Genomic DNA, 24,359 nt, shown 5'->3' on the forward strand with positions numbered 1-24,359 from the left:
TTCGGTGGGTCAGCCGGCGGCGATCTGCCGGCGCCACCCCTCGTCCAGGGCGGTCACCCATCCGGCCTCGACCTCGGGGTCGGCGTCCTCGCTGAGCTCGGCGTAGGAGGGCAGGACCTCCGACTGCGGCAGCTCGGCGAACTGCGTCTGCACCTCGCCCGGCAGGCGCTCGGGGTCGAGGACGGTGTACTGCCCCCACACCTCGGGCCGGGCCTTCGCCAGCTGCTGCTCCGGGGAGAGCGCCAGGTTCGCCACGACCATGGCACCCGCCCGGCTGCCCGACGTGGACGGGACGGCCAGGAAGCTGGCGTTGCCGATGGTGCCGTCCTCGACCAGCAGCACCCGCGTGGTGGGCGGGAAGGTGCCCTCCTCCACCAGGTCGGGGAGCGTCGCCGGTCCGTAGGTCATGGTGAAGTCCACCTGGCCGTCGGCGTAGAGCTGGTCGAGCTCCTGCAGGCTCTGCGGGTACGTCTGCCCCTCGCGCCACAGCGAGGGCTCAATGTCCTCGAGGGTGCCGAACAGCTCCGGCGCGAGCTCGTCGTAGGCGTCCTGGGAGAACTCGAGGGGCACGTTGTCCACCCCGCCGGCGACGGAGTACAGCACCTGCCGGACGAACACCGAGCCGGTGAAGTCCGGCGGGGCGGGATAGGAGAACCGGCCCGGGTGCTCCTCGATCCAGGTCAGCAGCTCATCGACGCTGCCCGGCGGGTCCTCGACCCGCGCCTCGTCGTAGACCAGCGCGAACTGGGCCTTGTGCCAGGGCGCCTCGCACCCGTTCACATCGAGCCCGAAGTCGGTGGTGAGCAGCGGGTCCTCGGGGTCGACGTACTCCATGTTGGGCAGCATCGACGTCCAGTCGCACAGCCACGCACCGGCCTGCTGCCCGGTGGCGAAGTTCTCGCCGTTGATCCAGATCAGGTCCACCTCGCCGTCGGTGACGCCGGCCTGTCGTTCTGACAGCACGCGGTTGACCGCGTCGCCGGTGTCGGCGATCGGTACGCGCTCCAGCGTCACGCCCTCCTCGGCGGCGGCCGGGGCCAGGACGTCGTCCACGTAGGCGTTGCCCTTGTCGTCGCCGCCGTACATCCACAGCCGCACGGTCTGCCCGTCGGCCTCGGCGAGGACGTCGTCCCAGCCGCGTGCCTCGGCGGTCGTCGGCTCGCTCACGGGTGCGGCGCAGCCGGCGAGGGCGAGCAGCAGCGCGCCCACGCCCACCGCCGTCCTGCGGGCTCGCCGGCTCGCGGGGCGTCGTGCGGCCATCGGGAAGGTCCTCCTCGGACTGCGATCGTGGGCGTCGACCCGCGCCCGAAGCGTGTTCGTGCCCGACCGGAGATCCGGATGCGGCCGTCGTCGAGGTCGTGCGAAAGGATCGTCCCCGACCTGATGTCGCCCCGCCACGGGGCCGCCGGCCGTGGAGGTGCCCGGTGCTCGATGCGGCGGCGCGGCGCGTGCTCGACGCGCCCCTGGCGCGCGCGGCCGGCGCCCTGGACCGGCCGTGGCTGAGCCCGGACCGGCTGACCGCCCTCGGCCTGGCTCTCGGGCTGGGCTGCGCGGTCGCTGCCGCCGTCCAGTGGTGGGGGACGGCGCTGGTGCTGTGGCTGGTGTCCCGGGTGGCGGACGGGCTGGACGGGCCGCTGGCGCGCCGGCGCCGGGCGGTCGGGGCGCCCGGCGACGCCGGCAGCGGTGGGTTCTTCGACATCACCGCCGACTTCTGCGTCTACGGCAGCACGGTGGCCGGGGTGGCCGTCGGGGTCACGCACGCCTTCGGTGCGCCGTGGGAGCCCTTCCTCGCCGTCCTGCTCGCCTACTACGTCAACGGGACGGCGTTCCTGGCCTTCTCGTCCATCGCCGAGCGGAGCGGCCGGCAGCTCGACGACGGCCGGTCGCTGTCCTTCCTCGGCGGGCTGGCGGAGGGCACCGAGACGATCGTCGTCCACGCGCTGTGGCTGCTGCTGCCGACGGTCGCCTGGCAGCTGGCGTGGGGATGGGCCGCGGTGGTCGCGGTCAGCGCCGTGCACCGGATGTGGGTCGGTTACCGCTCGCTGCGCTGACCGCCCCGAAGGCGACCGCGGACCCACACCGCCGCCCGCAGGGCGCCTCGGACGAGCGGGTTCGCCAGGCGGGCCCGGACGTCGTCGAGCGCGGCGTCGACGATCGCGTCGTCGTAGGTGGGATAGGCGTGGGTGGTGCCGGCCAGGTCGCCGGCGGTCAGCCGCTGCCGGACGGCGAGAGTCAGCTCGCCCAGGGTCTCCCCCGCGCGCGGGCCGACGACGACGGCACCGACCACGCGGTGCCGCCGGTCGAGGACGAGCGAGGTGAACCCCTCCGTCTCGCCTTCGGCGACCGCACGGTCCACCGCCGCGTGCTCGACACGGCGCACGGTGCAGCCGCTCCCCGCCGCCTCGGCGGGGCTCAGGCCGACCGAGGCCACTTCCGGGGAGGTGAAGGTGACCCGGGGGACGACGGGGTCGATGCGGCGGGCCAGGCCGAGGACGGCGTTGCTCGCGGCGACGCTGCCGTGCATGCCGGCGGTGTGGGTGAAGAACGGCGGGCCGGTGACGTCGCCGGCCGCCCAGATCCGCCGATTGGTGGTGCGCAGGGCCGCGTCGAGGGTGACGCTCCCGTCGTCGTCCAGGTCGACCCCGGCGGCGTCCAGCCCGAGGCCGGTGGTCCGGGGCCGGCGGCCGACGGCGACCAGCAGGCGGTCGAAGGGCAGCGCCGTCCCGTCGTCCAGGTGCAGGACGCCCGGTTCGATACGTACGCCCTGCGAACCCAGTCGCAGCTGCGCCCCGTCCCGCTGCAGAGCCGCGGCGACCAGGGCCGCGGCGTCGGGATCCTCGGGCTCGAGCAGCCGGTCCGACCCGTCGACGACGGTGACCGCCGAGCCGAGCCGGGCGAAGGCCTGACCGAGCTCGCAGCCGATCGGGCCACCGCCCAGGACCACCAGGCGCCGGGGCAGCTCCTCCACGTCCCAGAGCGTCTCGCTGGTGAGCGGCTCGATCGTCTCCATGCCGTCGATCGGGGGCATCGCCGGGTCGGCGCCGGTCGCCAGCAGGGCCGCGGAGAAACGGACGGAGCGCTCGCCGATGCGGGCGGTGTCGGGGCCGGTGAACACCGCGCTGCCGGTCAGCACCGAGACGCCGGCCTTCTCGAGCGCCTCGGGGGAGTCCTTCGGCTGGACGGCGGTGATGGCGGCACGGACGTGGGCCCGGACGCGGGCGAACTCGACGCGCACCTCGCCGACGTCGACGCCGAGGCTGCTCGCCCGGCGGGCGGACGCAGCGGCCGAGGCGGCGGCGAGCAGGGCCTTGGAGGGGACGCACCCGGTCCAGAGGCAGTCGCCACCGGTGCGTCCGTGCTCCACGAGCACGGTGCGGGCACCGAGGGCAGCGGCGGTGTGCGCGCCGACCAGCCCGGCGGTGCCGCCACCGACGACCAGCAGGTCGACGGTGTCCTCGATCGGGTGCACCGGCATCGTCTGGCCTCCCTCGGTCCGGCGACGGTCGCCGCGGGTCACGCTAGTGCCGCTCGCACGATCCGGTCGTGCCCGGCCGATCCGCGCCGGCCGAGGGAGGATCGGCCTGGTGAACACGGAGCCGGAGATCCAGGTCCTGGTGATCGGAGCCGGTCAGGCCGGTCTGGGCACGGCGTACCGGCTGCGGCGGGAAGGCGTCCACGACGTCCTCGTGGTGGAGGCCGGTGAGGTCGCGCAGAGCTGGCGGGAGCGGTGGGCGAGCCTGCAGCTGTTCACCCCGCGCCGGTTCAGCTCCCTGCCCGGCAGGCGCTTTCCGCCGGGCCCGACCCGCAGTCCCTCCCGGCTGGAGATGGCCGACTACCTCGTGTCCTACGCAACAAGCCTCGAGCTGCCGGTGCGCACCCGGACACCGGTGCGGCGGCTCGTGCGCAGGGAACACGGCTTCGTGGCGGCCACGCCGTCCGGGGAGATCCGGGCCCGGCACGTGGTGGTGGCCACGGGGGCCTTCCGCCGTCCCCGCGTGCCGGCCGCGGCCGGCGGCCTGAGCCCGGCGGTGCACCAGCTGCACTCCTCGCAGTACTGCACGCCCGACGACGTGCCCCCCGGCCCGGTCCTGGTGGTGGGTGGCGGCAACTCCGCGGCGCAGCTGGCGATCGAGCTCTCGGACGGGCACGAGGTGACCGTGGCCGCCCCGACGGAGCCGCGCTTCCTCCCCGAGGACGTGCTGGGCGTGAGCAGCTACTGGTGGCTCCTGGTCAGCGGGATCCTCAACGCCGGCGCGTCGACGCCGGTCGCCCGGTTCCTGCGCAGCCGCCACGAGGCGATCCTCGGCCGGGAGCTGAAGCGGGAGGTCCGCGCCGGCCGGATCCGGCTGGCTCCGCACCGCGTGGTCGCGGCGGACGGAAACCGGCTGCGCCTCGCCGACGGCAGCACCGAGCAACCCCGCACGGTGCTGTGGTGCACCGGCTTCGAGCCCGACACCGCGTGGATCGCGATCGACGGCGCCCTCGCGGACGGCGGGGCCCCGGTGCACTCGAAGGGGGCCTCACCGGTAGCGGGACTGCACTGGATGGGCCTGCCCTGGCAGACGCGGGTCAACTCCTCGCTGGTCGACGGCGTCGACCGCGACGCCCGCCGGACGGCGCGGCGGATCCGCCGGCGAGAACGGCAGTTGCCGGAGGGTGGCGGCTGGTAGACAGGGGCGCGTGTCAGCACGCTCCGTCGACGAGTCCTTCCTCGCTCTCCCGCTGTCCGCCCTCACCGACGCCGCGCTGACCCGCGCCGTCGACCTCGGCTGCGAGCACGCCGACATCAGGGTCGAGCGGCTCCGCACCCAGACGATCAGCCTGCGCGACGCCCGGCCCGAGGCCTCCATCGACGGGGAGGACCTCGGCCTGTCGGTGCGCGTCGTGCACGAGGGCACGTGGGGCTTCGCCGCCGGCGTCGTCCTCACCGCGGCCGAGGCCGTCCGGCTGGCCGAGGAGGCCGTCGCCGTGGCGCAGGTGTCCGCCGCCATCAACACCGATCCCGTCGAGCTCGCGCCCGAGCCGGTGTACCCCGACGCCGTCTTCGTCTCCGCCTACGACGTCGACCCCTTCGAGGTGCCGGACCCGGAGAAGACCGGCCTGCTGACCGACCTCTCCGAACAGCTGCTCGCCGCCGACGGCGTCGAGCACGTGCAGACGCGGTGCATGCACGTCAAGGAGCAGAAGTACTACGCCGACACCGCCGGCACCCGCACGCGACAGCAGCGGATCCGCATCCAGCCGGAGTTCACCGCGCTGACCGTCGACCGGGCGACCGGCTCGTTCGAGAGCATGCGCACGCTGGCCCCGCCGGTCGGCCGTGGCTGGGAGTACCTGACCGGCACCGGCTGGGACTGGCGCGCGGAGCTCGCCGAGATCCCCGAGCTGCTGCGCGAGAAGACCAAGGCGCCGTCGGTCGAGGCCGGCCGGCACGACCTCGTCGTCGATCCGTCGAACCTGTGGCTGACCATCCACGAGTCCATCGGGCACGCCACCGAGCTCGACCGGGCGCTCGGCTACGAGGCGGCCTACGCCGGGACGTCGTTCGCCACCGTCGACAAGCTCGGCACGCTGCAGTACGGCTCGGCGCTGATGAACGTCACCGGCGACCGGACGGCGCTGCACGGGCTGTCCACGGTGGGCTGGGACGACGAGGGCGTCGCCGGCCAGCAGTGGGACATCGTGAAGGACGGCGTGCTGGTGGGCTACCAGGTCGACCGCAACATGGCCCGGCTGCGCGCGCTGGGTCGGTCGAACGGCTGCGCGTTCGCCGACAGCCCCGGGCACGTGCCGGTCCAGCGCATGGCCAACGTCTCGCTGCGCCCCGACCCCGACGGCCCCTCCACCGAGGCACTCATCGCCGGCGTCGAGCACGGCATCTACGTCGTCGGCGACAAGAGCTGGTCGATCGACATGCAGCGCTACAACTTCCAGTTCACCGGTCAGCGGTTCTACCGCATCGAGGGGGGCCGGCTGGCCGGCCAGCTGCGCGACGTGGCCTACCAGGCGACGACGACGGACTTCTGGGGCTCGATGTCGGTCGTCGGCGGGCCGGACACCTACGTGCTCGGCGGGGCCATGAACTGCGGCAAGGCCCAGCCCGGTCAGGTCGCCCCGGTGAGCCACGGCTGCCCGGTGGCGCTGTTCGAGGGCGTGAACATCCTGAACACGGTGCAGGAGGCGGGGCGATGACTCGCGTGAAGCCGCAGGAGCTGGTCGAGCAGGCCCTCGCCGCCTCGACCGCCGACGACCAGATCGCCTTCGTCGTCGAGAGCTCCGGGGCCAACCTGCGCTGGGCGGCCAACAGCCTGACGACGAACGGGTCGATGCGCTCCCGCCAGGTCGTCGTCATCTCCTTCGTCGACGGCGGCGCCGGCATGGCCGCCGGCACCGTCACCCGCACCGGCACGCCGGACGTCGCCGAGCTGGTCGCCGCGAGCGAGCAGGCCGCCCGGGACGCCGGCCCCGCGGAGGACGCCGTTCCGCTGATCGGCGATGCCCCGGACGGCAACGGCGACTGGGACGCCCCGGCCGCCGAGACGTCGATCGGGGTGTTCACCGACTTCGCCCCCGACCTCGGCCAGGCGTTCGGCGAGGCCCGTGACCGCGACGAGCTGCTCTTCGGCTTCGCCGAGCACCGGATGGCCACGACCTACCTCGGCAGCTCGACCGGTCTGCGGCTGCGGCACGACCAGCCCACCGGCCGGGTCGAGCTCAACGGCAAGAGCCCGGACTTCGGCCGCTCCGTCTGGGCGGGCGTGGGGACGCGGGACTTCCGGGACGTCTCGGTGGCCGGCCTCGCGGCCGACGTCGAGCGGAAGATGGGCTGGTCCCGGCGCCGGGTGGAACTGCCGGCCGGCCGCTACGAGACGCTGCTGCCGCCGTCGGCGGTCAGCGACCTGATGATCTACCTGTACTGGACGATGGAGGCCCGGGACGCCGACGAGGGCCGCAACGTCTTCGCCAGGCCGGGCGGCGGCAACCGGGTGGGCGAGCGGCTGGCCGCGCTCCCGCTGACCCTGTGCAGCGACCCGCACGCGCCCGGCCTGGAAGCGGCGCCCTTCCAGGTGGTCGGCGCCTCCTCCGGATCGGCGTCCGTCTTCGACAACGGCATGGCCGCCCCGGCGGTGAACTGGATCGAGCAGGGCACCCTCACCAACCTGATCCGGCCCCGGGCATGGGCGCTGAAGACCACCGCCCCGGCGACGGCAGCCGTGGACAACCTGATCCTCGAGGACCCGACGGCGACGGCGTCCCAGGAGGAGATGCTGGCCGCCACCGACCGCGGCCTGCTCCTGACCACCCTCTGGTACATCCGCGAGGTGGACCCGCAGACCCTGCTGCTCACCGGGCTGACCCGCGACGGCGTCTTCCTCGTCGAGGGCGGGGAGGTGACCGCGGCGGTGAACAACTTCCGCTTCAACGAGTCGCCGGTCGATCTGCTCGGTCGGACGGTCCAGGCGGGTCGTACCGAGCGCACGCTGCCCCGGGAGTGGAACGACTGGTTCACCCGCTGCGCGATGCCACCGCTGCGGGTGCCGGACTTCAACATGAGCAGCGTCAGTCCGGCCAGTTGAGGGGCGCCTTGTCGGCCGTCCGAACCCTTCCGTCACACCCGTCACGGAAACGAATCCGACCGGTGTAATTCCCACAACCGTTGCGCGCAACCGCTGGTGAGTAATGACGGCGACGACCCGTGCAGAGCCGATTACGCTCGGTACCCGGGGGCGATGCCGCCGAACCTGAACTGAACGAAATCTCTGCGCCAGGCATTCAGCGCCACCCGGATCCTGCCGATATCTCGTTCACGTCATCCGCAACGTGCAACACGGGTCGCGAACAACGCGCGGGACCGTCGAGGGGAGGGCTCCGTGAGCAGGAGTCGCAAGCCGTCCGTCTTCCAGGTGGGCAAGGTCCGGGACGACGGCCGCACCGTCGTCATCTCCGGCTGGGGTCTGGGGCTGTGCGCCTCCGGCTGCGCCTGCCATCGCCACCCCGTCGCCGGGCACCTCGCCATCGCCGAGGACCAGGCCGGCGGAAAGCTCGGCCTCGCCACCTACGGCGAGGACGAGTGCGACTGCTGCGAGGCGTGGACCGCCGACGAGCTCGCTGCCATCCTCCGCGATCTCGACACCGTGGCCGGCCTGCAGGCGCAGGAGCCCCTCGCCGGCTGAACGTTCGACAACTTCTGCCCGTCGTCCTCGGCGGGCGACGATGTGCGCCCAGGGCGCATTCCCACCACGGGAATGCGCCCTGGGCGCACATTCATGTGGGGACCTGCCGTCGATGAAGTCGCGGGTGTTCCCCGTGTGGCGGGTGTGACGGGCGTGGTGCGGCCACGACAGGGCACCTGCGCGCCTCCCACTACTTCTCGATGTCGAATCCTTACGGTCCGTCCTGACGCGCATGGAACGAGGCCCCTTCCCCGGGTCCGGCGCACTCTGACGGAGGCCGACGGTGCAGTCCACGCGCACGACGACCCGGCGCCGGTCCCGTGCCGTCCTCGCCCTGGGGGCCGTGCTCGTCGCGGCGTCCACCGGGGTCCTCGCGCCGTCGCCCGCCGCGGCCGACCCGACGACGTCGGCCCAGGTACAGGCGCTGATGCGGGAGACCGCCCAGCAACTGACGGTCATCGACGAGCAGCTGCACGAGGCCGAGCTGATCGTGGCCGCTCAGCAGCAGGCCGCCGACGCGGCCGCCGCACAGGCCGCCGCGGCCCAGCAGGCACTCGACGTCTTCGCACCGCAGATCCGGGCGATCGCCCAGAGCGGGTTCACCGGAAAGACCCAGTCGCGGGTGGCCGCGTTCCTGACCAGTGCCTCCGCCGAGGAGCTCGTCCAGCAGATGACGACGCTGGACATGATCGCCGCGCACACCAACGACGTCGTCACCGAGGCGTCGCTCGCGCAGAAGGCCGCGCAGGACGCGCAGACGGCCGCCGACCAGGCCGCCGCCGCCGCCCGTGCCGGGCTCGAGCAGCTGCAGGCGCAGAAGGCCGAGGCCGAGCAGAAGGCCGCCGCCTACCAGGCCGACTTCGCCCGGCTGTCGGCCGCCGAGCAGGCTGCCCTCACCACGGCCGTGGCCGGACGGTCCCTGCAGGCGCCGCGGAACCTGCCGCTGCCTCCCGGGGCCGCGGGTGCGGCCATCGAGACGGCGCTCGCGCAGGTGGGTGACCGTTACGTGAGTGGGGCCTCCGGACCGGACGCCTTCGACTGCTCCGGCCTGACCTCCTACGCGTACGCGGCGGCCGGGATCACGCTGCCCCGCTCGAGCCGAGCCCAGTCGCAGATCGGCACCCAGGTCTCCCGGGCGGAGCTGCAGCCCGGCGACCTCGTCTTCTACTACACGCCCATCAGCCACGTGGCCCTCTACATCGGCGACGGGATGATCGTGCACGCCCGCACCCACGGCGTCCCCCTCTCGGTCACCAGCGTCGACCAGCGCGGGTTCCGGTTCGGCGTCCGCCTGGGTTGAGCGCCCGCCCCGCCTGGCACCATCCGGACGTGACCGTCCGACCCGCCGCGCCCTCCGAGGCGACGCTCCGGCCCGACGCGGTCGGGTTCCTCGACGGGCTGGTGATCGGCCTGGCCGCCACCTCCCCGGCGTACTCGCTGGCCGCCGTCCTCGGGCCGGTCGTCGCCCTGGTCGGCGTGCACGCCCCGGGCGTGCTCCTGGCCTCGTTCGTGCCGATGCTGCTCATCGCCGGTGCGTTCGCGGCCCTCAACCGTGTCGACCCCGACTGCGGGACGACCTTCTCCTGGGTCACCCGCGCGATGGGGCCGTGGGCGGGATGGATCGGTGGCTGGGCGATCACCATGACCGGCGTCCTGGTGCTGGGCTCCCTGGCGGAGGTGGGCGTCCGCTTCACGCTGCTGGCCGCGGGACTGGACGGCTGGACGGAGTCGACGCCGGTGGTCATGGGGCTGACCGCCGGGCTGATCCTGCTCATGGCCTGGATCTGCGTCCGCGGCACCGAGGTGTCCGCGCGGCTGCAGAACGGCCTGATCCTCGCCCAGACGGCGGCGCTCGCCGTCTTCGCCGTCGTCGCGGTCACCCGGGGCCTGCGGGGCGACAGCCCCTTCGGTGGGCTCACCCCGTCCTGGGAGTGGCTGGACCCCTTCGGCGCGGGTGGGGCGGCACTGACCAGCGGCCTGCTGCTGGGCGTGTTCGCCTACTGGGGCTGGGAATCCGCGGTCAACCTGACCGAGGAGACGACGAACCCGCGGACGGCGCCCGGGCGGGCGGCCGTGCTCTCCACCGTCGTCCTGCTGCTGACCTACCTCGGCGTGGCGACCGCGGTCGTCTCCTTCGCCGGCACCGGGTTCCTGGCGGGGAACGCCGACGAGGAGGAGGCGGTCTTCGCGCTGCTCTCGGCGGAGACGCTCGGCGGGTGGGACTGGGTGGTCCTCCTCGCCGTCGCCACCTCGGCCATCGCCTCCACGCAGACGACGATCATCCCCGCCTCCCGCACCGGCCTGTCCATGGCCCGCCGCGGCGCCCTGCCCCGTCGGTTCGCCTCGATCTCGCCCACGCACCGGACGCCCGACGTCTCCACGTGGTGGGTCGCCGGCGTCGGGATCGCCTGGTACGTCGTGGTGGGCCTGATCAGCGAGAACGCGCTCTACGACTCGATCACCGGGCTGTCGCTGCTCATCGCCCTGTACTACGCGCTGACCGGCCTGGCCTGCGCCGTCTACTTCCGCCGGCGACTGCTGCGCAGCGTGCGCGACCTGCTGCTGCTGGGCGTGGGCCCGCTGGTCGGCGCCGGCCTGCTGGCCTGGTTGCTCGTGCTCTCGGTGCGCGACCTCGCCGACGCGGACAACTCCTACACCGGGCAGGCGTGGCTGGGCGTCGGACCGCCGCTGGTGATCGGCGTCGGGGTCATGACCGCGGGCGTCGTCCTGATGCTGTGGTGGCGACGGCGGGACACGGCCTTCTGGCGCGAGCGGGCGAGCACGTACGACGCCTGAGCGCCGTGCGCTCAGTGCAGCCGGCGGCCCTCGCCGAGCATCTGCACGAGGGTGGCGATCCGCTTGGCCCGGGTCGCCGGCGTGGCCGCCGTGTGCACCCGCCAGAGGACGGCGTAGCGGTTCTGCCCGTCGAGCCCGTCGAACGCCGCGCGGGCCGCAGGCTCGGCGTCCAGGGCCGCGCCCAGGTCGTCGGGCACGGTGACGGTAGCGGGGCCGGCGTAGGCGCGCTCCCAGCGCCCGTCGGCCTTCGCCGCCTCGACGGCGGCCAGCCCGGCGGGTCGGATCCGCCCCTCGGCGATCAGCCGCTCCACCGTCGCGACGTTCTTCTGCGACCACACGCTGCGTGGACGCCGCGGCGTGATCCGCTGCAGGTAGAACCGGTCGTCCAGCCGGTTGGCCCGCCCGTCGATCCAGCCGAAGCAGAGCAGCACCTCGACCATCTGCTCCCAGTTGATCGACGGGACGCCCGAGCCCTTCTTCGCCAGCTTCACGTACAACCCCGGAGCGGTCAGGTGCTCGGCCTCCAGCCATGCCTCGAGCGCGCCCTGGTCGGCGAAGGCGAGCACCGGGAGGTCGGTGGGCAGCGTCACGGGCCCATCCTGCCGTCGGGTGCCGACAGTTTCGTCGCTCGCCGGCGCGGCTACCGGCGTCCCGGTGACCGCAGGGTGCGGCGCGGACAGGGGTGGCGGGTGACCGACCGGGGACCTGGCCCGTCGGTGGTGTGGCTCGTGCGGCGGATCTGGGCGGCGTACCTGCACGGGCGGGCGGGCGAGCGGCCGGCGTCGTCCGTCGGCCCACAGGGCTTCCTGGCCCGCGAGCTGCCCGGGGAGGTGCCGGCGGCGCCGGCGGAGGCCGTGCCCTGAGCCGCCGGGCGCCCCGCGTACGTTGACGTCCGACCATCGATCGGCAGTACGGGAGGCCAGGGATGCACGTGGACGTGCCTGCGAAGGTGCAGGAGATCTACGCGGAGGTGCTGCGACGCAACCCCGGCGAGCAGGAGTTCCACCAGGCCGTCTGGGAGGTACTCGAGTCCCTCGCCGTCGTCCTCGGCCGGCACAGCGAGTACGCCGAGATGAAGACGATCGAACGCATCTGCGAGCCCGAGCGGCAGATCATCTTCCGGGTGCCATGGCAGGACGACTCCGGCGAGGTGCAGATCAACCGCGGGTTCCGGGTGGAGTTCAACTCCGCACTGGGGCCGTACAAGGGCGGCCTGCGGTTCCACCCGTCGGTGAACCTGGGCATCGTGAAGTTCCTCGGCTTCGAGCAGATCTTCAAGAACGCGCTCACCGGGATGCCGATCGGCGGCGGCAAGGGCGGCTCGGACTTCGATCCGAAGGGCCGGTCGGACGCCGAGGTCATGCGCTTCTGCCAGTCGTTCATGACCGAGCTCTACCGGCACCTCGGCGAGTACACCGACGTCCCGGCCGGTGACATCGGCGTGGGTGCCCGCGAGATCGGCTACCTGTTCGGCCAGTACAAGCGGATCACCAACCGGTACGAGTCCGGCGTCCTGACCGGCAAGGGGCTGGGCTGGGGCGGTGCCCTGGTGCGCACCGAGGCCACCGGCTACGGGGCCGCGTTCTTCGCCGAGGCGATGATGGCGGCCTGCGGTGAGTCCTTCGACGGCAAGCGGGTCGTCATCAGCGGCTCGGGCAACGTCGCCGTCTACGGCATCGAGAAGGTGCACCAGCTCGGCGGGACGGCGGTGGCGTGCTCTGACTCCACCGGCTACGTCGTCGACGAGAAGGGCATCGACCTCGAGATGCTCAAGCAGGTCAAGGAGGTCGAGCGCGGCCGGATCGCCGACTACGCCGACCGGGTGGAGTCGGCGTCCTTCGTGGCGGGCGGCAGCATCTGGGACGTCCCCTGCGACGTCGCCATGCCCAGCGCGACCCAGAACGAGCTGGACGGCGCGGCCGCGCAGGTCCTGGCGCGCAACGGCTGCCGCTACGTGGTGGAGGGCGCGAACATGCCGGCGACGCCGGACGCCGTGGACGCGTTCCGCGAGGCGGGGATGGCCTTCGCACCCGGGAAGGCGGCCAACGCCGGCGGCGTGGCGACCTCCGCGCTGGAGATGCAGCAGAACGCCTCGCGGGACCGGTGGACGTTCGAGCACAGCGAGGCCAAGCTGGCCGAGATCATGCGCAGCATCCACGCGCGGTGCCACGAGACCGCGGACGAGTACGGGTCGCCCGGCGACCTGGTGCTCGGCGCCAACGTGGCCGGCTTCCTCGAGGTGGCCGAAGCCGTGCACGCGCACGGGCTGATCTGACACAGGAGGACGGCGTGGCCGACAACTACATCGCGGAACTGCCCTTCGGCGCACCGAAGATCGACGAGGACGCGTTCGTGGCGCCCACGGCGGTCGTCGTGGGCGCGGTGACCATGGGGCCGCGCGCGAGCATCTGGTACGGGGCCGTCGCCCGCGCCGACCACGAGACCATCGAGATCGGCGAGGGCTCCAACGTGCAGGACGGCTGCACGCTGCACTGCGACCCGGGCTTCCCCCTGGTCGTCGGCCGGAACGTGACGGTCGGGCACCGGGTCGTGCTGCACGGTGCCCGGATCGACGACGAGGTGCTGGTCGGCATGGGCAGCGTCGTCATGAACGGGGCGCACATCGGCTCCGGCTCGATCGTCGCCGCCGGGGCCGTCGTCACCCAGGGCAAGCAGTTCCCGCCCCGGTCGGTGATCGCCGGCGTCCCCGCCAAGGTCGTCCGCGAGGCCACCGACGACGACCTGCTGCACATCCGCGGCAACGCGGCCGCGTACTACGACCGGCTGCCGGAGGCGCGCAAGGTCCGCCCGGTCGTCCGGCGTCCGCTGCCGCCGGCCGGGATGGTGCCGGGGGACGCGCTGGCCTGACGTCCGCGCTCAGCGGACGGCGAGCCACTCCCGCAGGCCGGCCACCAGCCGGTCGACGTCGTCGCGGTCGCTGTAGGGCGCGAGCCCCACCCGCAGGCCGCCGGTGTCGCCCAGCCCGAGCCAGCGGCTGGCCTCGATGGCGTAGAACGAGCCGGCCGGTGCGTTCACCCCGCGCTCGGCGAGGAAGCGGTAGGCGTCGGCTGCCTCGCGCCCGTCGAAGGTGAGCAGCAGCGTGGGCGTCCGCTGCGCGGCCTTCGACCACAGCCGGACGCCGGGCAGCGTGGCCAGCTGCGTCTCGAGGTGCACGCGCAGCCCGTCCTCGTACTCCTCCAGCGCGGCCATCGCGGCCAGCAGCCGCTCGCGCCGGCTGCCGTCCGTGGGCGCCAGGCCGGCGAGGAAGTCGATCGCCGCCGTCGTCCCGGCCATGAGCTCGTAGGGCAGGGTGCCGAGCTCGAACCGCTCGGGGACGTCGTCCGACGAGGGCAGCAGCTTGGCCGGTGCCAGCGACTCGAGCAGGGCGGGGTCGGCGGCCAGGACGCCGCAGTGCGGGCCGAGGAACTTGTACGGCGAGCAGGTGAAGAGGTCCGCACCCAGCGCGCGCACGTCCACCGGTGCGTGCGCGGTCAGGTGGACGCCGTCGACGGCGAGCAGTGCGCCCACGGCGTGCACCCGCTCGGCGATCTCGGCCACCGGCGGCCGGGTGCCGATCAGGTTGGACGCCCCGGTGACGGCGACCAGTCTGGTCCGCTCGGTCAGCACCTCGGCGACGTCGTCGGCGGTGAGCTCGCCGGTCGCCGGGTCGAACGCCGCCCAGCGCACCGTCGCGCCGGCCTGCTCGGCCGCGATCACCCAGGGCCGCACGTTCGCGTCGTGGTCGAGCCGGGAGACGACGACCTCGTCACCCGACCCCCAGCCGGCGGCCAGCGCCCGGGAGACGTCGAAGGTGAGCGACGTGGCGCTGCGGCCGAAGACGATGCCGCGCGGATCGGCGCCGAGCAGATCCGCCAGGGCCTGACGGGCGCCCGCGACGACGTCGTCCGCCGTCCGCTCCGCCGCGGTGACACGGCCGCGGTTGGCGATCGGCGCGGTCAGGGTGTCGGCGACGGCGCGCGCGACCGGCTCGGGCACCTGGGTGCCCCCCGGGCCGTCGAAGTGGGCAGTGCCCGCCCGTAGTGCCGGGAACTGCGCCCGGACGGCGGCGACGTCGTAGCTCATGCCCCCGACGCTATCCCGGTGGCCGTCCTCGCGAGATCTGCTCGGCGTAGCGGAACTCTGTCATGTAGAGGGTGGGTCAACGCCTGAGCTGTAGCCCGCAACCCACTCGACGTTCTTGCCCGGTGTTGACTGAACTCGCTCGACCTGGTGATCCATCAATGTTGCTTTTGTTCCATTTTCGGGCATGCTTGGACCAGCTCACCCCCTGAGGGCGGTGGGAAGTGAGGCCGGGACCCCCGCCGGACGACGGGACCCGGCCTTCGCGCTGTCCGAGGCGCGTCTGTCAGGAGCGGCCCGCTCAGAGCGTCGAGACGTCGATCTGCTCCACGCGCCCGATCAACTCCAGCCACTCGCTTCTGCCGCGGTCCCGCGCTGCTCCGAAGGCTCCGGCGACGGAGTCGGGGAGCCACAGCATCGGTTCCTCCTTCGGTCTCGCTGTCTCCACCCGCAGTCCTGCGGTGATCAGCCGCTTACCGCGCACGGCCGTGATCATCTTTCGGTCCGACTCGACCAGGCTCCGGGTGCGCTCCTCCATCACGACGCGGGTGACGCCCATGGTTTCCAAGTTCGGCAGAAGCGTCTCCAGGCACTTGCGCCGAGCGCGCTCTTGCTTCGACTTGGCCAACGGCGTTCCGATCACGACGGTGGCCGCAAGATCGAGCGCTCCGATGGCCTCGGCGATCTTCGTGCGACGTGGAGCCTCTTCGTCGCGCCAGTGCAGCCGATCCTGCCGCCGGTAGAGCAGCGACCGGAGGACTTGGCGGATCTCGTCGATCCGGACCGTGTCGACGACCACGGCTACCAGCAGGTAGGTGCCCTGATTCGCAGGGGTGATTCGCATGGACTCATCGACGAAGGCGCACCACTGAGGAGCCTCCGGCTCCTTCGGGGCTGCGGCGCGACGACGACCTAGCACTCCAGGAGTGTGACCGGTCGTTCCGACAGGAGGGAAACCTCGCCTACATCTTTCCCTGTGGATAACCCCCATGGGGTCTCAGTCGTCCCACGCGGAACAGCCGTCGAGCGCAGCGGTAACCGTGCTCGCCGCGGCACGGCACGACCGGCAAGAGACAGCGTGGGGACCCTCCGGGAAACGGCAGGTCCCGCGGGAGTGGACTGCTGCAAATCTCTGCGAGTACCGACGCGTGGATCAGGCGAGCAGGTCGCGCAGGAGTCGGCCGACGGCGGCGGTCTCGATGAGGAAGCCGTCGTGCCCGTACGGCGAGGAGATCACCTGCAGCGGGACCCCGAGGCCGTCGGCGACCTGCTGCTGCAGCTCGATCGGGTAGAGCCGGTCGCTGTCCACGCCCGCGACCACCGACCGGGCCGTCACCCGGGAGAGCGCCGCCTCCACCCCGCCCCGGCCGCGGCCGACATCCCAGCTGTTCATCGCCTCGGTGAGCAGCACGTAGCTGCCGGCGTCGAACCGGCGGCCCAGCTTGCCCGCGTGGTGCTCCAGGTAGGAGGCGACGGCGAACCGCCCGTCCTCCTGCACCGTCGCGCCGAAGCGCTCGCCGAGCTCGAAGGCGCTGCGGTAGGTCAGGTGGGCGATGCGGCGGGCGACGCCCAGCCCGTCCACCGGTGGGTCGGACAGGTCGTAGTCGCCGCCGGCCCAGCGCGGATCGGCGCGGACGGCGGCCTGCTGCGTGGTCTGGGTGCCGATCTGGTCGGCGGTGGCCACCGCCCCCGACGCCAGGAAGAACAGCGTCGCCACGCGGTCGGGCATCGCCACCGCCCACTCCAGGGCCCGCATCCCACCCATCGAGCCACCGACGACGCACGCCCAACGGGCGATGCCGAGCGCGTCGGTCAGGGCCGTCTCCACCCGTACCTGGTCGCCGACGGTCACCTCGGGGAAGCGGGAGCCCCAGCGCACGCCGTCCGGGTCGAGGGACGACGGCCCCGTCGTCCCCTGGCAGCCGCCGAGCACGTTGGCGCAGACCACGAAGAGCCGGTCGGTGTCCAGCGGCGCGCCGGGGCCTACCAGGCCGGCCCACCAGCCGGGGGTCGGGTGGCCTGGACCGGCCGGCCCGGCGACGTGGCTGTCGCCGGTGAGCGCGTGCTCGACCAGGACCGCGTTCGAGCCGTCCGGCGCGAGCGTGCCCCAGGTCTCGTAGGCGACCCGGACCGACGGGAGGACACCGCCGCGCTCGGGGGAGAACGCGGGCAGGTCGAGGACGACCCGGTCGCCCACCGGATCCCCCTCGACCCACCCGCCCATCGTCAGCTGCGCCGCTCGGTCAGGCGGCCTTCGCGGCGCGGAAGCCGGCCTCGAGGTCGGCGAGGATGTCCTCGATGCCCTCCAGGCCGACGGCCAGCCGCACCAGGCCGGGCGTCACACCGGTGGTGAGCTGCTCGTCGGCGGTCAGCTGCGAGTGCGTGGTCGAGGCCGGGTGGATGACCAGGCTGCGCACGTCGCCGATGTTGGCCACGTGGCTGTGCAGCTCCAGGGCCTCGACGAACCGCTGGCCGGCCTCGCGGCCGCCGTGCAGCTCGAACGTGAGCACGGCGCCGGCGCCCTTCGGCGCGTACTTCTGCTGCGCCGCGTGCCACGGCGAGGACGCCAGGACCGGGTAGTTCACCCGGTCCACCTCGTCGTGCGCCTCGAGGAACTCCGCGACGCGCACGGTGTTCTGCACGTGCCGCTCCATGCGCAGCGACAGCGTCTCGATCCCCTGGACGACCAGGAACGCGTTGAACGGCGAGAGGGCCGGGCCGAGGTCGCGCAGCAGCTGCACCCGGGCCTTCAGCGCGTAGGCCGGCGCCCCGAGATCGGCGTAGACCACGCCGTTGTACGTCGGGTCCGGCGTGGTGAAGCCGGGGAACTTCCCGCCGGTCCAGTCGAACGTCCCGGCGTCCACGATCAGCCCCGCGATCGCGGTGCCGTGCCCGCCGAGGTACTTGGTCGCGGAGTGCACCACGACGTCGGCACCGAACTCGAAGGGCCGGATGAGGAACGGCGTGGCGATGGTGTTGTCCACGATCAGCGGGACGCCGTTGCGGTGCGCGACGTCGGCGATCTGCTCGATGTCGAGGACGTCGCCCTTCGGGTTGCCGATGGACTCGCCGAAGAACGCCTTGGTGTTCTCCCGGACCAGCGACTGCCACGCCTCGGGGTCGTCGGGGTCCTCCACGAAGGAGACCGTGACGCCGAGCTTGGGCAGCGAGTGGTGCAGCAGGTTGTAGGTCCCGCCGTACAGCGAGGCCGACGCGACGACGTGGTCGCCGGCCTCGGCGACGTTCAGGAGCGCGAGCGTCGTCGCCGACTGCCCCGACGCGACGGCGAGCGCGGCGACACCGCCCTCGAGCGAGGCCACGCGCTGCTCGAGCGCGTCCTGCGTCGGGTTCATGATCCGCGTGTAGATGTTGCCCATCTCGGCCAGCGCGAACAGGTCCGCGGCGTGCTGGCTGTCGCGGAACTGGTACGCGGTGGTCGCGTAGATGGGCAGCGCGCGGGCTCCGGTCGTGGGGTCGGGGCTCGTGCCGGCGTGGATCTGCCGGGTCTCGAAGCTCCAGCTCTGCGGGTCGGTCATGCGCCGTCTCCTCTTCGCTCGCGGAGAGCCCGCGGCGCGCAGGAACTCCGTCCTTGCCGGACGACGGACGCCGCCCGGCCGGCTCTTCCCCTGGGAGCACCTCAGACGGAGTAGAGGTTGCCGGGCAGCCAGCCAGGTGCTTGTCGCTGCCTCTCGTGAGCCGTTCCGATCCTAGGACGCCGACTCGCCGGGCTGCACGGGGCCCTCGACGGTCAGCCGGCGAGCGTCGCGATCCCGCGCCGGATCTCCGGGAGCGACAGCGCCATGGTGGCGTCGCCGACCGGCAGCTCGACCCGCTGGACGGCCGGGTCGACCGTCGCCATCGACCGCTCCCAGGTCCACAGCCCGTCCTCGGCCAGCGCCCGTGCCGCGGTCCGGAAGTCCTCGGCACCGGTGCGCAGCAGCAGGTGCAGCATCGGCGTCTGCGGCGGATCCGGGACGACGGCCACGCCGGGCAGGTCGCGCACCGCCGCGGCGATCTCCCGCGCCCGCTCCAGGTAGGCCGGCATCAACGGCAGGCGCCGGCGCAGGCACGTCAGCGCCGAGGCCGCGCCGGGCCACAGGCCGAACAGTGTGCCGCCCATCCGCCGCCGCCACTCCCGGACCTCGGCGACGACGTCGACCGGACCGGCCAGGCAGCACCCGGCGAGCGCTCCGATGCCCTTGTAGAAGCTGACGTAGGTGGTGTCGAACAGCCCCGCCACCTCCGCCGGGGTGCGTCCGTACCCCGCGGCCGCCTCCCACAGGCGTGCACCGTCCAGGTGCGCCGCGGCGCCGCGCTCGCGCGCCCAGGCGACCTGGGCGACCAGGTCGTCCCAGGGCGGCAGCTGACCGCCGAGGTCCCGCTGCGGCAGCTCGACGAGCAGGGCGGCCGGCGCCTCGGCGACGGCGTCCAGGTCATGGCGCAGCAGCAGCCGGTAGCGGTCCCCCACCGGCCGGCCGACCAGACCCTGCAGCCGTTCCAGCGCGCGACCCTCGTGCCGGTCGAGGTGGCTCTCGGGATGGAAGAGCACGGTGCGCCGGCCGCGCCGGTCGGCGTGCACCCGCAGTGCCGCCTGCTGGGCCATCGTTCCGCTGGGCAGGTACACGGCAGCGGGCTGCCCGAGCAGCGCCGCGACCTCCGCCTCCAGTTCGGCGACCACGCCGCCGTCGCCGTAGCGGTCGGGATCGGTGTCGGCCGGGATGGTCGCGAGCAGGTCGGCTGCGCGCTGCGGGCCGTGTCCGGCGAGCGCGCGGTCGCAGGTCCGGCGGAGGGTGTCCAGATCGTCCACGCCGGTCAGTCTGTCCGGCGTCGATGTCCCACGTGAAACACCCGCCTCAGGACGGCGGCATCGCGAACCAGAGTGCCTGCGCCCGGGCGCACACCTCGCCGTCGGGGCCGATCAGCGCCGACGCCGTCGTGGACCGGCGCCCCTCGCGGCCGATCACCCAGGACAAGACGACGTGGTCGGTGTCCAGCCGCACCGGGGTGTCCTGGCGCGCGGTGATGGTCCCGAGCAGGTGGGGTAACGAGTCCAGTGGCGCGATCGGCTGGAACGACGGACAGTCCAGCGCCGCCCAGACCGTCTCCGGTGCGGCGGCGCCGTCCGACGAGGGCAGCTCGGCGGTGGGCCGGAAGACTCCGGCCCAGAGGTCGGGCCGGTCCGGGAGCGGTCCGACGAACACGGCGACGGCCTCGCCGGGCGTGCGCTCGGGCCCGCAGCCGAAGCACCGGGGGAAGGGATGCCCCGTCCGCGGCGGCAGCGCGGCCTGCGCGGCCGCCGCCTCGGCGGGGGACGGCGCGGCCGGGACCTCGAGGTCGAGCTCGGCCGGTGTCGCGACGGCCAGCACCTCGTCGCCGTCCAGGAGCTCCACGCCGGTCCCCGCGGGACGGACGTCGAGGGGCCGGTCCAGCGGAGTGGGCCGGCGCAGCCGCACGCTCACGGTGCTCGAGTCGGTCAGCGCCGCCAGCCGGCCGGCCAGGTAGCCGCCGTTGGCGGTGCCGGGTGGACCGCAGAAGCGCCCGGCGACGGTGAGGGTCGGCATCCGGGCGATGGTAGGCGCCGGGCAGGCTGGCACCGTGCGCGCCCTGGTCTTCGAGTCCTTCGCCGGTCCGCTGTCGGTGCAGGAGGTGCCCGTCCCCGACCCCGCGCCCGGAGGCGTCGTCGTCCGGGTGGCCGCCAGCGGGATCTGCCGCAGCGACTGGCACGCCTGGCAGGGGCACGATGCCGACGTCGTCCTGCCGCACGTGCCCGGGCACGAGCTGGCCGGCACTGTCGAGGCGGTCGGCGGGGGAATCCGCCGCTGGCGGGTCGGCGACCGGGTGACCGTGCCGTTCGTCAACGCCTGCGGCCGGTGCGCCCAGTGCGCGGCCGGCGACCACCAGGTGTGCGCCCACCAGACCCAGCCCGGCTTCACCCACTGGGGTTCGCTGGCGGAGTTCGTCGCCCTGGACGCGGCCGACGTCAACCTGGTCGCCGTCCCGGAGGAGCTCGACCTGACCACTGCGGCGGCCCTGGGCTGCCGTTACGCCACTGCCTTCCGGGCCGTCACGCAGATCGGCCGGGTGCGCCCGGGGGAGTGGGTCGCGGTGCACGGCTGTGGTGGGGTCGGTCTCTCCGCGGTGCAGATCGCGGTGGCCGCCGGCGCACGGGTCGTGGCGATCGACGTCTCGGCCGCCGCGCTCGACCTCGCCCGGCAGCTCGGTGCCGAGCACACCGTGGACGGCGGGGCCGACGTGCCGGTCGCGGTCCAGGACCTCACCGCGGGCGGTGCGCACGTCTCGCTGGACGCCCTGGGCGCACCCGTCACCTGCGGGAACTCCCTCCGCAGCCTGCGTCCCCGCGGGCGGCACGTGCAGGTGGGCCTGCTGCCGCCGGAGCAGGGGCGCGCCGAGGTGCCGATGGAGCGGGTCATCGCCCTCGAGCTCGAGGTCCTGGGCAGTCACGGCATGGCCGCGCACGCCTATCCCGGGCTGCTCGGCCTCATCGCCGCCGGCCGGCTCGACCCCGGTCGGCTAGTCACCCGCACGCTCGCGCTCGACGAGTCCGCCCCCGCCCTGGCCGACGTGGGCCGCCGCCCGGGCATCGCCGTCGTCACCTCGTTCTAGGCGTCAGCCAGGCGCACTGCCCGTCCCGGTCTCGGTCGGCAGGCTGGGCGCCGACGTCGTCGGGGTGTCCTCGTCCGTCGTCTCCTCCGGCGTCGTCGTTCCGTCGGGGGTTCCGTCGGGGGTGCCGGTGGGGGTGCCGGTGGGCGTCCGTGTCGGGGTCGACGTGGGGCCGGTCGACGGCGTGGGGGCGGTGGACGGCGCCGGATCGGTCGTCTCCTCCGGGGGCGTCGTCTCCGGGGCGGGCGTGGTCTCGACCGCGGGCTGCTCCGTGCCGGTCCCGGCCGTCGACGGCCGGTCCGGATCGGGGCGGATCTGCAGCCAGAGGGTGCCGATCGCCAGGAACAGCAGGCTCAGGACGACGGTCGACGTCCGCGCCCGCCCCAGGTGCGACGGGATCCGCGAGGGATGCCACGGGGACCGCGGGCGAGCCGTGCTCGCATCGGCGGCGACCTCGGGTTGCTGGAGCGTGGGTTGCCGGTCGGGCTCGTTCACGAATCGCCCTCCTGCGTGCGATCGCCGTCGGCGGACATCCCGACGGTCGTCGGCGGCTCCACCTTCATCCCCTGCGCGCGGAACGCCAGGACGACGCGGGCGCGCAGGTCACGGCCGACGTCGAACTGCTTGCCGGGCAGCGTGCGGGCCACCATGCGGACGTTCACCTGGTCGAGGCCGAGGCTCTCCACGCCCATCACGCTGGGCGGGTCGAGCAGCAGGGGGCGCAGCGCGGGATCGCGGAAGGCCTCCCGGCCCACCTCGCGCAGCACCTCGTTGGCGCGGTTGACGTCGACGCTGGTCGGGACGGGGACGTCGACGACCGCCCGCGCCCAGTCGCGGGACAGGTTGATCACCTTGACGATCTGCCCGTTGGGCACGGTGACGACCTCGCCGTCGGCGGAGCGCAGCCGGGTGATCCGCAGCGTCACGTCCTCCACGGTGCCCGTGGCGGGATCCATCCCGCCCACGACCTGGATCGCGACGACGTCGCCGAAGCCGTACTGGCGCTCGGTGATGATGAAGAACCCGGCCAGGACGTCGCCGACGATCCGCTGCGCGCCGAAGCCGAGCCCGACGCCCAGCACGGTCGCCGGGGCGACCAGGCCGGTGATCGGCACTCCCAGCCGGTCGAGCACGAAGAACACCGCGATCGAGTAGATGAGGACGATGGCGGCCCAGGTGAGCACCTGGGTGAGGGAGTGCCGGTGCTTGGCGGCCTCGGTACGGACGAGGGCGTCACCGCCGGTGTACCGGGCGTCGATGCGGTCGGTGATGCGGCCGCCGGCCCACGAGACGAGCCGGGCGAGCAGCACCGAGCCGAGGATGATGAGCACGACCTCGAGACCGCGGCCGGACAGCCAGTCCCGCAGCTCGATCAGCGCGTCCATGCCACTCCCGTCGGTCGATCCGTGCTCGTACTCACCTTGCTCCGTCGGCCGGGCCCGCGCCACACCGTCAGCGGGGCTCCACGAACAGTGACTGCGCCGACCGGCCGATCGGGCCCTCGGCGTCGAAGAGGACGGCGGTGCACTGCGCCGCGCCGGTCCCGCCCAGCGTCGTCACGGCGTCCATGCCCAGCCAGTCGCCCCGCGGTGGCCGGTGCAGGGAGACGAGCAGGTCCACGTTGGCGAAGGTCGCCGTGGTCCAGTCCAGAACCGCTGAGATCCCGCTCGCTGCGTCGGTCATCACCAGCAGGTGCTGCAGGGGCGTCATCGGCTCGCCCGCGACCAGGGTGCAGCGCGGGGTCGTCCACGCCGAGGCCGGCCCCGGGGAATTGAAGCTGCCCGTGGGGAAGCGCCAGTCCAGCGCCCGGTGGTAGGCAACCTCGGTGGTGAAGAAGGCCGCCAGCTCGCGGCGGCTCTCCTCCGGTCCGGACGCGGCCGGGTGGGGTGCCGGCGGCTCGGGGGCGGCACCGTCGGAACGGGCCCGCATGCGCCAGGCCGACAGCCGCATCAGCGGCCGCTCGTCCCCGGCGGTGAGCACCGTCTCGACCAGTTCGATCCGCCGTCCGGGGCGGACGACCGACGCCGTGATGCGCACCGGGCCGACCGGGACCGGCGCGAAGATGTCGTAGGCCATCCGGACGGTCTGCCCGCCCTCGATGGCGCCGGCCCGCTCGGCCTCCCGCAGCAGCAGCGCCGCCGGAGGGCCGGCGTGCTGCAGCCCGGCGTCCCAGGGCCCGATGGTCAGCGCGGTGGCCAGGTAGCCGTCGTCCGTGGATTCGTAGAGGGCGGTGGGCAGCTCCATGTCCTGCAGTCTGGCGTCAGCCTCAGACATCGGTCCGCCGGGCCGCCCGGGCCGCGGCGGCCGTCCACACGGTGCAGAGCGCGGTGGCCGGCCACCAGAGCCCGCGCAGGTCGTCAGGCGTGGACAGCAGGAGCAGGACGGCGACGACGAGCGCCGCGCCGGCGACGGTGCCGAGGGCGAGGCCGAGCAGGACCCGGCGCCGCCGGTCGGACCACGGTGCGCGTCCGTCCATGCGACCAGGAAACCCGGTGGACCTGTGGATCGGCTGAGCGCGCCCGCCGAAGAGGTGACGCCGACCTCAACCGTTCGGGCCCGAGCGCGTTTGGGCGGGTCCCGGCACGGTCACGGTCATGGGCGCCCGTAGCGCGCGCGGAGCACTGTCAGGCATTGCTCCCCGCGGCCTCCGGGCTGTCCGTACTGCTCGTCGACCGTGAACGGAGATGC

24 protein-coding genes and 1 riboswitch are annotated in these 24,359 nt (G+C 73.5%); of the genes, 11 read left to right on the plus strand and 13 right to left on the minus strand.

The features are described 5' to 3' along the window. Positions 1-9: 9 nt before the first annotated feature. Positions 10-1,260 (minus strand): ABC transporter substrate-binding protein, encoded by a 1,251-nt coding sequence (locus FHU33_RS01360; protein ID WP_142023730.1) that lies wholly within the window; start codon positions 1,258-1,260, stop codon positions 10-12. 164 nt (positions 1,261-1,424) lie between these two features. On the opposite strand from FHU33_RS01360, the gene FHU33_RS01365 reads away from it, so the two are divergent. Then, on the plus strand, positions 1,425-2,051 hold the full coding sequence (locus tag FHU33_RS01365; protein WP_142023731.1) for a CDP-alcohol phosphatidyltransferase family protein: 627 nt from the start codon (positions 1,425-1,427) through the stop codon (positions 2,049-2,051). On the opposite strand, the gene FHU33_RS01370 is transcribed toward FHU33_RS01365, so the two are convergent. Next, entirely contained in the window at positions 2,033-3,475 is a 1,443-nt protein-coding gene (locus FHU33_RS01370; protein ID WP_142023732.1) for a dihydrolipoyl dehydrogenase family protein, read from the minus strand. The two genes, FHU33_RS01365 and FHU33_RS01370, sit on opposite strands and share 19 nt — an antisense overlap. 109 nt (positions 3,476-3,584) lie before the next feature. Between FHU33_RS01370 and FHU33_RS01375 the strand changes: the two genes are divergently transcribed. The 6 genes from FHU33_RS01375 to FHU33_RS01400 all read left to right on the plus strand — a co-directional run bounded on the left by FHU33_RS01375 (position 3,585) and on the right by FHU33_RS01400 (position 10,970). Continuing rightward, positions 3,585-4,670 carry a flavin-containing monooxygenase gene (locus FHU33_RS01375; RefSeq protein WP_170182282.1) on the plus strand — a complete coding sequence of 362 codons (1,086 nt, stop codon included), beginning with the start codon at positions 3,585-3,587 and terminating at the stop codon, positions 4,668-4,670. A gap of 10 nt (positions 4,671-4,680) precedes the next feature. Beyond that, the gene (locus tag FHU33_RS01380; RefSeq protein ID WP_142023734.1) at positions 4,681-6,192 is read left to right on the plus strand and encodes a TldD/PmbA family protein; all 1,512 of its coding nucleotides are present in this window, start codon (positions 4,681-4,683) and stop codon (positions 6,190-6,192) included. Continuing rightward, the gene (locus FHU33_RS01385; RefSeq protein ID WP_142023735.1) at positions 6,189-7,577 is read left to right on the plus strand and encodes a metallopeptidase TldD-related protein; all 1,389 of its coding nucleotides are present in this window, start codon (positions 6,189-6,191) and stop codon (positions 7,575-7,577) included. The genes FHU33_RS01380 and FHU33_RS01385 overlap by 4 nt, the downstream gene beginning before the upstream one ends. A 294-nt stretch (positions 7,578-7,871) precedes the next feature. After that, a complete protein-coding gene (locus tag FHU33_RS01390; RefSeq protein ID WP_142023736.1) occupies positions 7,872-8,174 on the plus strand; it encodes a hypothetical protein in 303 nt (100 codons plus the stop codon). A 283-nt stretch (positions 8,175-8,457) separates the two neighbouring features. Beyond that, on the plus strand, positions 8,458-9,474 hold the full coding sequence (locus tag FHU33_RS01395; RefSeq protein ID WP_142023737.1) for a C40 family peptidase: 1,017 nt from the start codon (positions 8,458-8,460) through the stop codon (positions 9,472-9,474). 29 nt (positions 9,475-9,503) lie between these two features. Then, positions 9,504-10,970, plus strand: coding sequence for an APC family permease (locus FHU33_RS01400; RefSeq protein WP_142023738.1), 1,467 nt, complete (start codon positions 9,504-9,506; stop codon positions 10,968-10,970). A gap of 11 nt (positions 10,971-10,981) precedes the next feature. Here the strand turns inward: FHU33_RS01400 and FHU33_RS01405 are convergent, their stop codons facing one another. Continuing rightward, positions 10,982-11,560: a YdeI/OmpD-associated family protein gene (locus FHU33_RS01405; RefSeq protein ID WP_211354964.1), complete on the minus strand. Its 579-nt coding sequence runs from the start codon at positions 11,558-11,560 to the stop codon at positions 10,982-10,984. 99 nt (positions 11,561-11,659) lie between these two features. Here FHU33_RS01405 and FHU33_RS24715 point away from each other — a divergent pair, with 99 nt between their 5' ends. The 3 genes from FHU33_RS24715 (at position 11,660) to FHU33_RS01415 (ending at position 13,838) form a co-directional block, all read left to right on the plus strand. Continuing rightward, entirely contained in the window at positions 11,660-11,833 is a 174-nt protein-coding gene (locus FHU33_RS24715) for a hypothetical protein (RefSeq protein WP_170182283.1), read from the plus strand. Between the two features lie 62 nt (positions 11,834-11,895). Continuing rightward, on the plus strand, positions 11,896-13,245 hold the full coding sequence (gene gdhA / locus FHU33_RS01410; RefSeq protein WP_211354965.1) for an NADP-specific glutamate dehydrogenase: 1,350 nt from the start codon (positions 11,896-11,898) through the stop codon (positions 13,243-13,245). 14 nt (positions 13,246-13,259) lie between these two features. Then, complete coding sequence (locus FHU33_RS01415) at positions 13,260-13,838, plus strand: gamma carbonic anhydrase family protein (protein WP_142023740.1); 579 nt, start codon at positions 13,260-13,262, stop codon at positions 13,836-13,838. A 9-nt stretch (positions 13,839-13,847) separates the two neighbouring features. On the opposite strand, the gene FHU33_RS01420 is transcribed toward FHU33_RS01415, so the two are convergent. From FHU33_RS01420 to FHU33_RS01445, 6 genes are all read right to left on the minus strand, one after another. Further along, complete coding sequence (locus tag FHU33_RS01420; RefSeq protein ID WP_142023741.1) at positions 13,848-15,053, minus strand: cysteine desulfurase-like protein; 1,206 nt, start codon at positions 15,051-15,053, stop codon at positions 13,848-13,850. Positions 15,054-15,351: 298 nt separating this feature from the next. Further along, positions 15,352-15,849 carry a hypothetical protein gene (locus FHU33_RS01425; RefSeq protein WP_142023742.1) on the minus strand — a complete coding sequence of 166 codons (498 nt, stop codon included), beginning with the start codon at positions 15,847-15,849 and terminating at the stop codon, positions 15,352-15,354. 354 nt (positions 15,850-16,203) lie between these two features. Further along, positions 16,204-17,274, minus strand: a complete 1,071-nt coding sequence (metX, locus tag FHU33_RS01430) for a homoserine O-acetyltransferase MetX (RefSeq protein ID WP_142023743.1) — start codon at positions 17,272-17,274, stop codon at positions 16,204-16,206. Between the two features lie 19 nt (positions 17,275-17,293). Next, complete coding sequence (locus FHU33_RS01435; RefSeq protein WP_142023744.1) at positions 17,294-18,586, minus strand: bifunctional o-acetylhomoserine/o-acetylserine sulfhydrylase; 1,293 nt, start codon at positions 18,584-18,586, stop codon at positions 17,294-17,296. A gap of 44 nt (positions 18,587-18,630) precedes the next feature. After that, a riboswitch (SAM riboswitch) is annotated at positions 18,631-18,747 on the minus strand. A gap of 51 nt (positions 18,748-18,798) precedes the next feature. Continuing rightward, on the minus strand, positions 18,799-19,857 hold the full coding sequence (locus tag FHU33_RS01440; protein WP_142023745.1) for a threonine aldolase family protein: 1,059 nt from the start codon (positions 19,855-19,857) through the stop codon (positions 18,799-18,801). A gap of 46 nt (positions 19,858-19,903) precedes the next feature. After that, positions 19,904-20,611 carry a hypothetical protein gene (locus FHU33_RS01445; protein ID WP_142023746.1) on the minus strand — a complete coding sequence of 236 codons (708 nt, stop codon included), beginning with the start codon at positions 20,609-20,611 and terminating at the stop codon, positions 19,904-19,906. A 34-nt stretch (positions 20,612-20,645) separates the two neighbouring features. On the opposite strand from FHU33_RS01445, the gene FHU33_RS01450 reads away from it, so the two are divergent. Beyond that, positions 20,646-21,674, plus strand: coding sequence for a zinc-dependent alcohol dehydrogenase family protein (locus FHU33_RS01450; protein ID WP_142023747.1), 1,029 nt, complete (start codon positions 20,646-20,648; stop codon positions 21,672-21,674). A 3-nt stretch (positions 21,675-21,677) separates the two neighbouring features. Here FHU33_RS01450 and FHU33_RS24720 read toward each other — a convergent pair whose 3' ends face one another. From FHU33_RS24720 to FHU33_RS01470, 4 genes are all read right to left on the minus strand, one after another. Further along, positions 21,678-22,166 carry an Rv3103c transmembrane domain-containing protein gene (locus tag FHU33_RS24720; RefSeq protein ID WP_170182284.1) on the minus strand — a complete coding sequence of 163 codons (489 nt, stop codon included), beginning with the start codon at positions 22,164-22,166 and terminating at the stop codon, positions 21,678-21,680. Next, on the minus strand, positions 22,163-23,056 hold the full coding sequence (locus FHU33_RS01460; RefSeq protein WP_142023748.1) for a mechanosensitive ion channel family protein: 894 nt from the start codon (positions 23,054-23,056) through the stop codon (positions 22,163-22,165). Before FHU33_RS01460 ends, FHU33_RS24720 begins: the two co-directional genes overlap by 4 nt. A gap of 67 nt (positions 23,057-23,123) precedes the next feature. Next, positions 23,124-23,915, minus strand: a complete 792-nt coding sequence (locus tag FHU33_RS01465; protein WP_142023749.1) for a thioesterase family protein — start codon at positions 23,913-23,915, stop codon at positions 23,124-23,126. A 22-nt stretch (positions 23,916-23,937) separates the two neighbouring features. After that, the gene (locus tag FHU33_RS01470) at positions 23,938-24,147 is read right to left on the minus strand and encodes a hypothetical protein (protein ID WP_142023750.1); all 210 of its coding nucleotides are present in this window, start codon (positions 24,145-24,147) and stop codon (positions 23,938-23,940) included. Positions 24,148-24,359 lie beyond the last annotated feature (212 nt).

The sequence above is a fragment of the Blastococcus colisei genome (assembly GCF_006717095.1).
Classification (GTDB): domain Bacteria; phylum Actinomycetota; class Actinomycetes; order Mycobacteriales; family Geodermatophilaceae; genus Blastococcus_B; species Blastococcus_B colisei.

Coding starts and splice junctions, on each gene's coding strand:
- gdhA (WP_211354965.1), top strand. CDS start 11,896: ATGCACGTGGACGTGCCTGCGAAGGTGCAGGAGATCTACGCGGAGGTG.
- FHU33_RS01370 (WP_142023732.1), bottom strand. CDS start 3,475: ATGCCGGTGCACCCGATCGAGGACACCGTCGACCTGCTGGTCGTCGGT.
- FHU33_RS01385 (WP_142023735.1), top strand. CDS start 6,189: ATGACTCGCGTGAAGCCGCAGGAGCTGGTCGAGCAGGCCCTCGCCGCC.
- FHU33_RS01360 (WP_142023730.1), bottom strand. CDS start 1,260: ATGGCCGCACGACGCCCCGCGAGCCGGCGAGCCCGCAGGACGGCGGTG.
- FHU33_RS01460 (WP_142023748.1), bottom strand. CDS start 23,056: ATGGACGCGCTGATCGAGCTGCGGGACTGGCTGTCCGGCCGCGGTCTC.
- FHU33_RS01445 (WP_142023746.1), bottom strand. CDS start 20,611: ATGCCGACCCTCACCGTCGCCGGGCGCTTCTGCGGTCCACCCGGCACC.
- FHU33_RS01470 (WP_142023750.1), bottom strand. CDS start 24,147: ATGGACGGACGCGCACCGTGGTCCGACCGGCGGCGCCGGGTCCTGCTC.
- FHU33_RS01420 (WP_142023741.1), bottom strand. CDS start 15,053: ATGAGCTACGACGTCGCCGCCGTCCGGGCGCAGTTCCCGGCACTACGG.
- FHU33_RS01435 (WP_142023744.1), bottom strand. CDS start 18,586: ATGACCGACCCGCAGAGCTGGAGCTTCGAGACCCGGCAGATCCACGCC.
- FHU33_RS01465 (WP_142023749.1), bottom strand. CDS start 23,915: ATGGAGCTGCCCACCGCCCTCTACGAATCCACGGACGACGGCTACCTG.
- metX (WP_142023743.1), bottom strand. CDS start 17,274: ATGGGCGGGTGGGTCGAGGGGGATCCGGTGGGCGACCGGGTCGTCCTC.